The sequence below is a fragment of the Streptomyces sp. NPDC047028 genome (assembly GCF_040644095.1).
Lineage (GTDB): Bacteria > Actinomycetota > Actinomycetes > Streptomycetales > Streptomycetaceae > Streptomyces.
The window spans coordinates 149760-163887 of sequence record NZ_JBEYVS010000011.1 but is presented as its reverse complement, the minus strand read 5'-3'; the positions used below and the strand labels follow the sequence as shown (position 1 = coordinate 163887).

General features: G+C 73.4%; 6 protein-coding genes. 3 read left to right on the top strand and 3 right to left on the bottom strand.

The window, feature by feature from the left end:
* Nucleotides 1–14 precede the first annotated feature (14 nt).
* The 3 genes from ABZ854_RS13030 to ABZ854_RS13020 form a co-directional block, all read right to left on the bottom strand.
* A complete protein-coding gene (locus ABZ854_RS13030) occupies nucleotides 15–3488 on the bottom strand; it encodes a UvrD-helicase domain-containing protein (protein ID WP_361208685.1) in 3474 nt (1157 codons plus the stop codon).
* A gap of 93 nt (nucleotides 3489–3581) precedes the next feature.
* Nucleotides 3582–7004, bottom strand: coding sequence for an ATP-dependent DNA helicase (locus ABZ854_RS13025; RefSeq protein WP_361208682.1), 3423 nt, complete (start codon nucleotides 7002–7004; stop codon nucleotides 3582–3584).
* A 257-nt stretch (nucleotides 7005–7261) separates the two neighbouring features.
* Complete coding sequence (locus ABZ854_RS13020; RefSeq protein ID WP_361208680.1) at nucleotides 7262–7648, bottom strand: MGMT family protein; 387 nt, start codon at nucleotides 7646–7648, stop codon at nucleotides 7262–7264.
* 186 nt (nucleotides 7649–7834) lie between these two features.
* Here ABZ854_RS13020 and ABZ854_RS13015 point away from each other — a divergent pair, with 186 nt between their 5' ends.
* The 3 genes from ABZ854_RS13015 to ABZ854_RS13005 all read left to right on the top strand — a co-directional run bounded on the left by ABZ854_RS13015 (nucleotide 7835) and on the right by ABZ854_RS13005 (nucleotide 14063).
* Nucleotides 7835–10711, top strand: coding sequence for a lysylphosphatidylglycerol synthase domain-containing protein (locus ABZ854_RS13015; RefSeq protein ID WP_361208677.1), 2877 nt, complete (start codon nucleotides 7835–7837; stop codon nucleotides 10709–10711).
* Between the two features lie 129 nt (nucleotides 10712–10840).
* A complete protein-coding gene (locus tag ABZ854_RS13010; RefSeq protein ID WP_361208674.1) occupies nucleotides 10841–12385 on the top strand; it encodes an alpha/beta hydrolase in 1545 nt (514 codons plus the stop codon).
* 133 nt (nucleotides 12386–12518) lie between these two features.
* Complete coding sequence (locus ABZ854_RS13005; RefSeq protein WP_361208671.1) at nucleotides 12519–14063, top strand: alpha/beta hydrolase; 1545 nt, start codon at nucleotides 12519–12521, stop codon at nucleotides 14061–14063.
* Nucleotides 14064–14128: the final 65 nt, after the last annotated feature.

Here is a 14128-nt window from a genome sequence, read left to right as displayed (position 1 = left end):
GGACGGGCGGTTCGTCACACTTGGGTTCCCTCACGTACCTCTTCGGTGTCATCGGTGAGCAGCCGCTCCAGGGCGGCCCGGTCCGGCAGCCCCTCGGGTCGTACGACCTCGCCGCTGCGCACGTACAGGAACGCCGCCGTCACCGACTCGGGCGGCACGCCCTGCTGCTCGGCCCAGGCCAGCCGGTACACGGCGAGCTGGAGCGGGTCGGCGCTGTGGGTGCGGCCGGTCTTCCAGTCGACGATCTCGTACGTCACCCCGTCCTGGTCCTCGTGCCGGTAGACGGCGTCGATACGGCCCCGGACGACGCGTCCGGCGAGGGAGAACTGGAAGGGCGCCTCGACCCGGTACGGGGTCCGGCGGGCGTACTGGGTGCGTTCGAACGCCTCTTTGAGGGCCTCCAGGTCGCGTTCGTCGGCGATCTCGGCATCGCTTCCGGGCAGCTCGTCCGGTTCCAGCAGGGGCAGGGTCAGCTCCTCGAAGCGGGTTTCGAGCCAGGCGTGGAACCGGGTGCCCCGGCGTGCGGCGGCCTGCGGGGGGCGCGGCATGGGGCGCGCGAGTTCCTGCGCGAGCCCGTCCGGGTCCTCGGCGAGACGCAGCAGCTGGGAGGCGGTCAGGGTGGCGGGCAGGGGTACGTCCGTGACGGCCTGGCGGGAGCGGATCAGCTCTCCGGCGAGCGCGTCGAGGTCGCGGTCCCACGAGGCGATCGCACGGGCCTCCTCGGGGGTGCGGGGCGGCGCATGGCGTTCGTGATCGCCTGGGCGGGGCCGCGCGGGCGTCTCCGGCGCGGGGGCGATCGCCTGGTGCGGGACCGCGGGGCGGTCGGTGGTCCAGGAGTTCCAGTCGGCGGAATCGTCGGGTGCGTACGCGGGCTCGTCGTACGGCTCCTCGTACGGCTCGTCGTCGTCCGGTGGCGGGGGCCAGTCCGGGTCGTCGTAGGCGCCGGTGTCTTCGGGGCCGGCCGGCGGGTGGCCGTCGCCCTGGAAGGTGAGGGCGTCGAGGCGGGCGAGGACCGTCTCGGCGGCCGCTCGGCGGCGGGCCAGGGCGGTGTCGTCCAGCGGCAGGGGCCACGCATGCTCGGCGCCGGCCGTGTTCAGGGCCGGGTTCTCCTCGTCCTCGGCGGGCTCGTCGGCCCACGCCTCGATCTCGCCGTACCCGGCGGCGCAGTGCTCGTACAGGGCCCGCAGGAAGTCGGAGGGCCCGCGCGGCTTCTTCTGGCTGGGGCCCCACCAGTGGCCGGAGCCGAGGAGGAGGGAGCGGGGGCGGGTGAAGGTGACGTAGCCGAGGCGGAGTTCCTCGGTGTGCTGGTGCTCCTTCATGGCCTCGTGGAAGGCCTTCATGCCGCGGGAGTCCCACGACGTGACGTCGGGCAGGGTGGCGCTGTCGCCGCGCAGGGCGTGCGGCAGCACCTTGGCCTGCGCGGTCCACTTCTCGCGGCCCTTGCCGCTGGGGAAGGTGCCGTCGACCAGTCCGGGGACGGCGACGACGTCCCACTCCAGGCCCTTGGCCTTGTGCGCGGTGAGCACCTTGACCGTGTTCTCGCCGCCGGGCAGGGCGTTGTCGAGGCCCTTCTCGTACTGGGCGGCGGTCCGCAGGAAGCCGAGGAAGGCCAGCAGGGTGGCCTCGTTGTCCCCGGCGGCGAAGGAGGCGGCGACGTCCAGGAAGTTCGACAGGGTCTCGCGGCGGCGGGCGGCCAGCGCGTGCGGGGACGCCGACAGTTCCACCTCCAGGCCGGTGACGGCGAGGACGCGGTGCAGGACGTCCATCAGCGGGTCGGACAAGGAGCGGCGCAGGTCCCGCAGTTCGGCGGCGAGACGGGCGAAGCGCACGCGCGCGTCCGGGGAGAACGGCAGCCCGTCGGCGTCCCCGCTCTCGTCGAGGGGTGCCTCCAGGAACGTGTCGAGCGCGTCCGCGAGCGAGATCACCTCGGCCGGGTCGACTCCTTCGACGGCCTCGGCGAGCCGGCGGTCGGGGTCGTCGGCGTCGCCCCCGCGCGCGTGTGCGACGAGCAGGCGGGCCCGGCGGCCGAGCAGGGCGAGGTCGCGCGGTCCGATGCGCCAGCGCGGGCCGGTCAGCAGGCGGACCAGTGAGGCGTTGGCGCCGGGGTCCTGGAGGACCTCGCAGACGGCGACGAGGTCGGCGACCTCGGGCAGGTGCAGCAGTCCGGAGAGGCCGACCACCTCGACGGGGACGTCGCGGGCGACGAGGGCGCCCTGGATCTCGGCGAAGTCGGCGGCCGTCCGGCACAGGACGGCGATCTCGGCGGGGGCCGTCCCGGTGCGCACCAGGTGGGCGATGGAGTCGGCGGTCCAGTCGATCTCCTCGCCGTGGGTGCGCAGCAGCGCGCAGCGGACCGTGCCGTCGTGTTCGGCGCCCGGGGCGGGGCGCAGGGCCTCCACGCCCGCGTGCAGGGCGCGCAGGGGCTCGGCGAGGCCGTTGGCGAGGTCGAGCAGCCGGCCGCCGCTGCGGCGGTTCTCGCTGAGCGCCTGCCGGGTGGCGGGGCTGCCGTCGGCGTGGGCGAAGTGTTCGGGGAAGTCGTCCAGGTTGGCGACGGAGGCGCCGCGCCAGCCGTAGATGGCCTGGCAGGGGTCGCCGACGGCGGTCACCGGGTGACCGGTGCCGTCGCCGAACAGGCCGGCCAGGAGGACCCGCTGGGCCACGGAGGTGTCCTGGTACTCGTCCAGGAGGACGACGTGGAACTCCTCGCGGAGCAGGCGGCCGACCTCGGGGACGCGGGCGAGGGCGGCGGACAGGGCGATCTGGTCGCCGAAGTCGAGCAGGTCCCGCTCGCGTTTGGCGGCCCGGTAGCGCACGACGAGGTCGGCGAGTTCACCGCGGGCGGTGGCCGTGTCGGGCACTTTGCGCAGGTCCGCGTTGCTGAGCCTGGCGCCCTCCAGGGTGTGCAGCAGGCCGGTGTCCCAGGCGCGCAGGTCTTCGGGGCGTACGAGGTGTTCGGCGAGTTCGGCGTCGAGGGCGAGGAGGTCGCTGACGAGGTCGGCGAAGGAGCGGGTCAGTGCCGGATAGGGGCCGGGTGCCTCGCGCAGCACGCGCGCAGCGAGCTGGTAGCGGGTGGCGTCGGCCAGCAGGCGGGAGGCGGGCTCCAGGCCGATGCGCAGGCCGTGGTCGGTCAGCAGCCGGCCGGCGAACGCGTGGTAGGTCGAGATGACCGGTTCGCCGGGCGGGTTGTCGGGGTCGATGACGTCCGGGTCGGTGACGCCAGCCTTGATCAGTGCCTTGCGGACGCGTTCGGCCAGTTCACCGGCGGCCTTGTTGGTGAAGGTCAGGCCGAGGACCTGTTCCGGGGCGACCTGCCCGGTGCCGACCAGCCAGACCACGCGGGCGGCCATCACGGTGGTCTTGCCCGATCCGGCTCCGGCCACGATCACCTGCGGGGCGGGCGGCGCGGTGACGCAGGCCATCTGCTCCGGGGTGAACGGGATCCCCAGGAGCTCCTTGAGCTGCTCGGGATCGGTGATACGGGCGGGCATGTCGTCAGAGGCTAGCGGCGCCCACTGACAACCACTGCCGGGGCGGCCGTACAAGAGGTGAGAAGCGCAGGTCAGCGACGGTAGTGCCGTGCGTCACTCGACCACGTGCCGGCCCTCCGGCCGGGCGCTGCACGAGGCCTGGAAGGCGCAGTGGGTGCAGTGCTGGCCGGTGGTCGGGGTGAACCGTTCGTCGAGGACCTTGCCGGCGGCGGTGGCCAGCAGGTCGCCGACCCACTCCCCCGACGGCGGTTCCTGCGCCTGCACCTTGGGCAGGCCCTCGCCGCCGTCCCGCTGGGCGGCGGGCTGTCTGAGGTGCACCAGTTCGGCGCCGCCGGCTTCCGGCCGTACGCCGTCGAACGCGGTGTCCACAGCGCCTTCGCGGACGGCGAGCTGGTAGACGGCCAGCTGGGGATGGCGGGTCACCTCGGCGGCGCTGGGGGCCTGCTTGCCGGTCTTGAAGTCCACGACGTAGGCACGTCCGTCGCCGTCCGCCTCGACCCGGTCGATCTGGCCGCGGATGCGGACCTGGTAGTCGCCCGCTTCGAGGGTGACGTCGAAGTCCTGCTCGCTGGCGACCGGGGTACGGCCGGTTCGGTCGAGGACGTGCCAGTTCAGGAAGCGTTCGAGCGCCCCGCGCGCGTTGTCCTTCTCCTGCGCCGACTTCCAGGGCGCGTCGAAGGCGAGCGCGTTCCACACCGACTCCAGGCGTTCCATGAGGACGGCCAGGTCGGCGGGGGTACGGCCGGAAGCGACCTCGTCGGCGAGGACGTGAACGACGTTGCCGAAGCCCTGGGCGGCGGTGGCGGGCGCGTCCGCCTTCACCTCCCGGCCCAGGAACCATTGCAGGGAGCAGGTGTTGGCGAGCTGGTCCAGGGCGCTGCCGGACAGGACGACGGGCTGGTCGCGGTGGCGCAGCGGCACCTTGCTCTCGGTCGGCTCGAACATGCCCCACCAGCGGTGGGGGTGCGCGGACGGCACCAGGGGGCGGCCGTCGTCGTCGGCGAGCGCGGCCAGCCGGGCCAGACGGTGGGCGGCGGCCTCCCGCAGCGCGGCCGAGGCGCCCGGGTCGACCGTGGTGGCGCGCAGCTCGGCGACGAGCGCGGCGACGTTGAGCGGGCGGCGGGGGCGGCCGGTGACGTCCTGCGGTTCGACGCCGAGTTCGGTGAGGAACCGGGACGGCTGGTCGCCGTCGTCGGCCGGTGCCTTCACCGCGGTGACGACGAGGCGCTCACGCGCGCGCGTGGCGGCCACGTAGAACAGGCGGTGCTCCTCGGCGAGCAGCGCACCCGGCGTGAGCGGCTCGGCCAGTCCGTCGCGGCCGATGCGGTCGGCCTCCAGGAGGGAGCCGCGGCGCCGGAGGTCGGGCCACAGGCCCTCCTGGACCCCGGCGACCACGACGAGCCGCCACTCGAGGCCCTTCGCGCGGTGCGCGGTCATCAGGCGGACGGCGTCGGGGCGCACCGCGCGGCGCGCGAGCGTGTCGGCGGCGATGTCCTCGGCCTCGATCTGCTCCAGGAAGTTCAGGGCGCCCCGGCCGCCGGTACGCTCCTCCGCGCGCGCGGCGGTGGCGAACAGCGCGCACACGGCGTCCAGGTCGCGGTCGGCGTTCCGGCCGGCGGCGCCACCGCGTCGAGCCGCGCGTTCCAGGCGGGCGGGCCACGGGGTGCCCTCCCAGAGGTCCCAGAGCGCCTCCTCCGCCGTGCCGCCGCCCGCGAGGCGGGTCCGGGCCTTGCGCAGCAGCGCGCCGAGGCGCTGCGCCCCGCGGGCGTACGCGGGATCGTGCGCGACCAGGCGCTCCGGCTCGGCGAGTGCCCGCGCGAGCAGTTCGTCCGACGGCGGCGGCACCGGGTTGCCGGCCGCGCGTTCCTCCTCCCGCAGGGCCCGCCCCAGCCGGCGCAGATCGGCGGTGTCCATGCCGGCGAGGGGGGAGGTGAGCAGGGTGAGGGCGGTCTCGGTGCCGAGCCAGTTGGTCCGCGAAAGGACGTCGGCTGCGGCGGGGCCGGGCTCTGCGGGGCCGGGAGCCGCGAGCGGACGGGTGGCTTCGGGCGGCTCGGCGGGGCTGGGGGCTTCGGGCAGCTCGGCGCGGCTGGGGGCTTCGGGTGGCTCGGCTTGCCTCGAGGGCCCTTCTTCGGCACGGGCCACCGCGCGCAAGGCCGTCAGCAGGGGTGCCACCGCCGGTTCGTGGCGCAGGGGGAGGTCGTCGCCGTCGATGTCCAGAGGTACGCCCGCCGCCGTGAGGGCGCGGCGCAGGGTGGGGAGGGCGGAGCCCGCGCGGACGAGGACGGCCATGTCGCTCCAGGGGACGCCGTCCTCCAGATGCGCCCGGCGAAGGATGTCGGCGATGTTGTCGACCTCCGTGCCGGCCGTCGGATAGGTGTAGGCCTCGACCCGGCCGCCGTCCCTGACCGGGCTCAGCCCGCGGTGGGCGCGGACCTTGTCGGCCGGGAGCCTGGTCAGCGGCATGCGCTGGGTGAGCAGGCGCGTCGCGGTCAGCAGGGCGGCACCCGAGCGGCGGGAGGTGCGCAGCACTTCGACGGGAGCGGGGCGGCCGTCCACGCGCGGGAAGGCCGCCGGGAAGTCGAGGATGCCGCCCACGTCGGCCCCCCGGAAGGCGTAGATCGACTGGTCGGGGTCCCCGAGCGCGACCAGGGTGCGCCCGCCGCCCGCCAGCGCGTGCAGCAGCCGTACCTGGGCCGGGTCGGTGTCCTGGTACTCGTCGACGTACACGGCGTCGTACTGCGCGGAGAGCCGGGCCGCGACCTCGGGACGGCGGGCCAGTAGGACCGCACGGTGGACCAGTTCCGCGTAGTCGACGACGCCCTGCAGGTCGAGCACGTCCAGATACTCGGCGAGGAAGGCGGCGGCGGCCCGCCAGCCGGGGCGGCCGATGCGGCGGGCGAAGGAGTCCAGGGCGTCCGGGCCGAGGCCCAGCTCACGGCTGCGGGCGAGGACGGCGCGGACCTCGTCGGCGAAGCCACGCGTGGTCAGGCAGGCGCGCAGCTCGTCCGGCCAGCGCACGTGCGTCAGCCCGAGCCGTTCCAGTTCGGGCTGACCGGCCAGCAACTCACGGACCGTGACGTCCTGCTCGGGGCCGGACAGCAGCCGCAGCGGCTCGGCGAACAGTCCGCTGTCCTGGTGGGCGCGGACCAGGGCGTAGCCGTAGGAGTGGAACGTGGTCGCCCGGGGGGCTCGGGCGGCGCCGATGCGCAGGGCCATGCGGTCGCGCAGTTCCATGGCGGCCTTGCGGCTGAACGTCAGCACCAGGATCCGCTCCGGGTCCGCGCCGCGGTCGATGCGCGCCGCGACGGACTCCACCAGCGTGGTGGTCTTGCCGGTGCCCGGGCCCGCGAGGACGAGCAGCGGGCCGGAGCGGTGGTCAACCACGGCGCGCTGAGCGGCGTCCAGAGGAGGGGGAGCCAGAGCGGCGGGTGGCGTACGGACCAGTCGGTAAGCGCCACGGCTCCCCTGCCGCGCCGGGGGCTGCGGCAGGCGCCTGGTGGAGGAAGAGGAGCTCACGTGGTTCGCCGGTCCTGGTGGTCGTGCTGATGGTCGGGCGGTCACGCGTGCGAGGCGGTGGCCGCGGGGTGAGGGGAGGACGCGCCGCCGACGCTACGCCGCCGCACCGGTCGGAAGCAGGGCTTCCGCTTCTTCCCCTACGACGCTCGGGCCACGCCTGTCCCTCGTCTCACGAACGTACGTCATGCCACGGACTTCCCCGGTGTCCCTCGTACGGGCCACGAGGTGCCCACGCGGGCATCGGATGGCGGAAGCTGTCAGGTGTGACCCTCCGTGTCCGCGTCGCCGTCCCACCGGGCCCGCCGCATGTCGAGCCGGGGCAGGTGGCCCTCCGCCGCTCTGCCCGCCTCTTTCAAAGGCGTGCCCTCCGCGCGGTACCGGTCCAGGGCGCGCAGTTCGTGACCGGGGAGCAGTGCCCCGTCGGCGCGCACGACACGCCACCACGGGACGGCTCCCCCGTAGAGGGCCATCACACGGCCGACCTGGCGGGGCCCTCCCTCCTCCAGCCATTCCGCGACGTCCCCGTAGGTCATGACGCGGCCCGGCGGGATCCGTTCCGTGACGTCGAGGACCCGCTCGGCGTACTCGGGCAGCGCGTCCTCGGGCGCTCCACGGGGGTACTCGGCAGGGCTCTGCTCGCTCATTCACCCCATCCTGCCGCACCCCACCGACAGCCCGTGCCGCCCCGCACGGCTTCGGCCCTCTCGCCCGGGCGGGGCACTTCGGGCAGACTGTCCGCTCCGCATCGGCACCCTGATGCCCGTGTGTGTCGGTGGGGCATGCCACCATCGTGCGGGCGGTGACCGGTGATACGAGACCAAGAAGAGACCATGAAACAGCAGGGTGTGCACCCCGAAGGCGCGGAGGGCACCCCTGACGACGCCGCACGTCCCGACACCGCCCGGGCGGCCGCGGACGACACCGGCACGGACGACACCGGTACGCATGGGGACGATCCCCGCGCGCGGGAGAACGCACCTCCCACGCGGGAGGACGACGACCGAGCGGAGAGTGACCGGACGGACGGCGCCCTGACGGGCGGGGGCGCCGGCGAGGAGACGGACGGCCCCGACGGCCCGCGGCCGGCAGCCGGGCCGGACGAGGCCGACGATCCGCACGCCGAGGAGGTGGAGGGCGACGAACCCCTCCTCCCCGCGCGCGTGCACCGCCCCTCCGACCTCATGCGGCTGCTGGTGGGCCTGCTCGCCATCATCGTGCTCTTCGCGATCGCCGCGTTCGCGCACGGCACCACCTCGGGCCTCGAACAGGACATCCACAAGGGCACCGGGCAAGCCCCCGACCTGCTGATCAAGATCGCCGGCCTGGCGTCCAGCATCGCCATCCTGCTGGTCCCGGTGGCCTTCGCGATCGAACGGCTGATCAAACGCGACGGTCTGCGCATCGCCGACGGTGTCCTCGCGGCCGTACTCGCCCACGGGGTGACCCTCGCGACCGACCTGTGGGTCGCCCGGGCCGCCCCGGACTCCATCCAGGAGGCGCTCACCCAGCCCTCACCGGGCGACATCCATGCCCTGACCGACCCGGTGCACGGCTACCTCGCGCCCGTCATCGCCTACATGACGGCCGTCGGCATGTCCCGCAGACCCCGCTGGCGCGCGGTGCTGTGGATCGTCCTGCTGCTCGACGCGTTCTCCATGCTGGTCACCGGCTACACCACCCCCTTCTCGATCATCCTCACCGTGCTGATCGGCTGGACCGTCGCCTACGGCACGCTGTACGCGGTCGGCTCCCCCAACGTGCGCCCCACCGGGCAGACCCTGATGGCGGGCCTGCGGCACGTCGGCTTCCACCCCGTCAGCGCGGCCCGCGAGGAGGTCACCGAGGCCGAGACCGGCGACCGCGGCCGGCGCTACTTCGTCACCCTGGAGGACGGCCCCCCGCTGGACGTCACGGTGGTCGACCGGGAGCAGCAGGCCCAGGGCTTCTTCTACCGCGCGTGGCGCAACCTGACCCTGCGGGGCTTCGCCACCCGCTCCAGCCTGCAGTCGCTGCGCCAGGCGCTGGAGCAGGAGGCGCTGCTGGCCTACGCGGCGATCGCGGCCGGCGCCCACGCGCCGAAGCTCATCGCCACCTCCGAGCTGGGCCCGGACGCGGTCATGCTGGTCTACGAGCACACCGGCGGGCGCACCCTGGACTCGCTGGCCGACGAGGAGATCACCGACGAGCTGCTGCGCAACACCTGGCACCAGGTGCGGGCCTTGCAGTCCCGCCGCATCGCGCACCGCAGGCTCGCGGGTGACGCCATTCTGGTGGATCGTTCCGGCAAGGTGATCCTCACGGAGCTGCGGGGCGGCGAGATCGCGGCCGGTGACCTGCTGCTGCGCATGGACATCGCCCAGCTGGTCACGACGATCGGCCTGCGGGTGGGCGCCGAGCGCGCGGTCGCCTCCGCGGTCGGTGTCCTCGGCCCCGACGCGGTCGCCGACTGCCTGCCGATGCTCCAGCCCATCGCGCTGACGCGCTCCACGCGCGCGACGCTGCGCAGGCTGGGCCGGGAACGGGCCGAGCGGGAACGCGAGGCGGTGCTGGAGGCGTCCCGGCAGACCAAGCAGGCCCGCCTGGACGAGGCTTCCGGCGACGCCGGGACCGTACGGGAGAAGCCCGACAAGAAGTCCGTACGCGCGGAGCAGCGGGCGGAGAAGCGGGCGATCGACGAGGCCATCGACGAGGCCCGCGAGGAGGATCTGCTCACCCAGATCCGGCACGAGGTGCTGCTCATCAGGCCGCAGGCACCGGTGGAGCCGGCCCGTCTGGAGCGAGTGCGGCCGCGGACGCTGATCAGCTTCATCGCCGGCGCGATCGGCGCCTACTACCTGCTGACCCAGCTCACCCACATCGAGTTCGGCACGTTGTTCGCGCAGGCCCAGTGGGGCTGGGTGATCGCCGCGGTGCTGTTCTCCGCGGCCAGCTACGTGGCCGCGGCGATGGCGCTGCTGGGATTCGTCCCGGAACGGGTGCCGTTCGTGCGGACGGTAGCGGCCCAGGTCGCCGGGTCCTTCGTGAAGATCGTGGCACCGGCGGCGGTCGGCGGTGTCGCCCTGAACACGCGGTTCCTGCAGCGGGCGGGCGTGCGCCCCGGGCTCGCGGTGGCGAGTGTCGGCGCGTCGCAGCTGTTCGGGCTCGGCTGTCACATCCTGATGCTGCTGTCCTTCGGCTATCTGACCGGAACCGAGAAGACGCCGTCGCTGTCGCCGTCCCGGACGGTCATCGCGGGTCTGCTGACGGTCGCGGTGCTGGTGCTCGTCGTGACGTCGGTGCCGTTCCTGCGGAAATTCGTCGTCACGCGCGTGAGGTCGCTGTTCGCGGGTGTCGTGCCGCGCATGCTCGACGTGCTCCAGCGGCCGCAGAAGCTCGTCACGGGTATCGGCGGCATGCTGCTGCTGACCGGCTGCTTCGTGATGTGCCTGGACGCCTCGATCCGCGCCTTCGGCGACGACTCGGCCTCCCTGAGCATCGCCAGCGTCGCCGTGGTGTTCCTCGCGGGCAACGCGCTCGGCTCCGCCGCGCCGACCCCGGGCGGGGTGGGCGCGGTCGAGGCGACCCTGACGGTCGGTCTGATCGCCGTGGGCCTGCCGAAGGAGGTCGCGGCCCCCGCCGTCCTGCTGTACCGCCTGCTGACACTGTGGCTGCCGGTGCTGCCGGGCTGGCTGGCCTTCAACCACCTCACTCGCAAGGGCGCCCTGTAGAGGCGGACGGCGGGCGTCACGGGCGCGCACTGCGGGCGTCGCCGGGCGTGTGGGAGGGCGTGCGGAAGGTCGTACCTCATACGGCCCGTGTCCCGCGCGCCCCGGCGTGCGCGCCCCCAGGATGGGAGCATGGCGAACCCCTCCCGGCCGCGTGCCGCCGCGCTGACCGCCACCGCCGTGCTGGTGTGCTCCCTGCTGGCGGGGTGTGGCGGCGGCTCCGAGCACGGGGACCTGACGGAGCAGAAGCTGGACTGGAAGGACTGCCCGGCCCCGTCGGAGGCGGAGGGCGGGGGTGACTCCCCGTCCCCACTGCCGGGCGGCGGCCAGTGGCAGTGCGCCACCATGAAAGCCCCGCTGGACTGGAGCAGACCCAAGGGCGACACCATCGACCTCGCTCTGATCCGCGCCAGGTCCGACGGCGGCGCGGACCGGCGGATCGGCTCGCTCGTCTTCAACTTCGGCGGGCCGGGCGGCAGCGGTGTCAGCACGCTGCCGGCCTTCGGCGAGGACTATGCCGCCCTGCGCACCCGTTACGACCTGGTCAGCTTCGACCCGCGCGGCGTCGGCCGGAGCGCGCCGGTGAAGTGCGAGAGCGACTCCCAGCTCGACGCCTACTTCCAGCAGGACGCCACTCCCGACGACAGCGCCGAGCGCGCCCAGTTGCTGAAGCGCACCAAGGACTTCAACACGGCCTGCGAGAAGCACTCCAAGGAGATCCTGCCGCACGTGCGCACGACGGACGCGGCCCGTGACATGGATCTGATGCGCCAGGTGCTCGGCGACGACAAGCTGCACTACTTCGGCATCTCCTACGGCACCGAACTGGGCGGTGTGTACGCGCACTTGTTCCCCCAGCACGTCGGCCGGCTGGTGCTGGACGCCGTCGTCGACCCGACACAGGACCCCGAGCAGAGCGCGCTGGGCCAGGCCAAGGGCTTCCAGCTCGCGCTCGACAACTTCGCCGAGGACTGCACCTCCAAGGCCACCGACTGCCCGCTCGGCGCGACCCCGGAAGACGTGAAGAACCGTATCGCCAAGCTGCTGAAGGACTTGGAGAAGAAGCCGATCCCGGGCATCTTCCCGCGCGAGCTGACCCAGACCGCGGCGACCAACGGCATCGCCCAGTCCCTGTATTCCAAGGACTTCTGGGAGTACCTCACCGAGGGCCTGCAACAGGCGTACGACGGCGACGGCAAGATCCTCATGCTGCTGTCCGACTCGATGAACGGCCGGGACCAGAACGGCGAGTACAGCAACATCACCGCGGCCAACATCGCCATCAACTGCTCCGACGAGAAGCAGCGGTACACCACGGACGACGTCCAGCGGAAGCTGCCCGACTTCCGGGCCGCTTCCCCGCTGTTCGGGGACTACCTGGCCTGGGGCATGGTCAGCTGCACCGACTGGGCCGTGCCCGGCGCCGCCGACCACCCCGACGTCAGCGCGCCAGGTGCGGCGCCCATCCTCGTCGTCGGCAACACCGGCGACCCGGCCACACCGTACGAGGGCGCGAAGAAGATGGTGGACGCGCTGGGCAAGGGCGTCGCCGTCGAGCTGACGTACAAGGGTCAGGGGCACGGGGCCTACGACAGCAAGAACAAGTGCGTGCAGGGCGCGGTGAACGGCTATCTGCTCGACGGGAAGGTCCCCAAAGCCGGCACGGTCTGCTCGTAGAATCTCACGGGCGCACTGAAACAGCAGGTCAGAGCGTTATCCACAGGCCGTCACAGGCTCGGGGCGATCCGCCTACCATGGCGTCAACGCCCGCCGCGGCACGAAGCGGAGGGCCTGTGACGGGGGGTGCGCGATGCCGCGATTCCTTCGGTGGACGGCCGCCGCGGTCGCCGTGCTGCTGACGGCCGGGTGCGGTGGTTCGCCGGGCGGGGGCGGGAACCGTGACGAGGGCAAGGGGACGGGAGCGACGGCCGCGCCGGCGCCGTCGCCCGCAGGGAAGCTGCCGTCCTCGCTCACCGCCCAACGGCTCGACTGGCGCCGCTGTCCGGCCACCGGTGGGTCACCGGCGCCGGGTGACGCCTGGCGGTGCGCGACGCTCAAGGTGCCACTGGACTGGTCGAAGCCCGGGGGGACGACGATCGGGCTCGCCCTGATCCGCGCGCGGGCGACCGGGTCCGACCGCATCGGCTCGCTGCTGTTCAACTTCGGCGGCCCCGGCGGCTCGGGGGTGTCGACGATGCCGTACTACGACGCCACGGTCGCCTCGTTGCGCGAGCACTACGACGTGGTGAGCTGGGATCCTCGCGGGGTCGGCGCCAGCGAGGGCGTCCGGTGCCGCGGTGACCGGGACATCGCGGCCGCCGAGAAGATCGACGCGACCCCGGACACACCGGCCGAGGAGAAGGCGTACCTCCGGGACGCCGTCGCCTTCGGCCGGGGCTGCCAGAAGTCCGCCGGGAAGCTGATGGCGCATGTGTCGACGACCGACACGGCACGCGACATGGACCTGATGCGCCAGGTCCTGGGCGACCCGGCCATGCACTACTTCGGCATCTCGTACGGCACGGAGCTCGGCGGGGTCTACGCGCACCTGTTCCCGAAGAAGGTCGGCCGGATGGTGCTGGACGCGGTCGTCGACCCCACCGCGGACACCGTGGGCCACGCGGAGAACCAGACCCGGGGCTTCCAGCGGGCGCTCGACGACTATCTCAAGTCCACTGGCCAGTCCCCGCGGCAGGGCTCGCGGAAGATCGCGGACCTGCTGACCCGGCTCGACGCGAAGCCGCTGCCGACCGCTTCCGGCAGGCCGCTGACCCAGACGTCGGCCACCACCGGCATCGCCCTGGCGATGTACAGCAAGGCGAGCTGGCCGACGCTGACCGGCGCTCTGAGGTCCGCGGAACGGGGCGACGGCTCGGGGCTGCTGGCGCTGGCCGACCGGTACGACGAGCGGGACGCCTCGGGGCACTACGGCACGACGAGCCATGCGCAACGGGTCATATCGTGCCTGGACGACAGGCAGCGGCCCACTCCGGAACGGACGAGGAAGCTGCTGCCCCGGTTCGAGCGGATCTCACCGGTGTTCGGGGACTTCCTGGGCTGGGACATGGCCGGCTGGTGCCACGACTGGCCGGTGCCGGGCCAGTTCGACACCCCGCAGGCCAGCGCCCCGGGAGCGGCACCGATCCTGCTCGTCGGCAACACCGGCGACCCGGCGACCCCGTACGAGGGCGCCCGCAGAATGGCCGACGAACTGGGCAAGGGTGTCGGGGTCGAACTGACCTGGAAGGGCGAGGGACACGGGGTCTACGGCAACGGCAGCGACTGCGTCGACTCGACGGTGAACGCCTACCTGGTGCACGGCTCGGTGCCGAAGGAGGGCACGGTCTGCTCATGACGACGGCGGGGGCTCCGCGCACCGTCGGTGCACGGAACCCCCGCCGTTCGGACCACCGGTGGGGC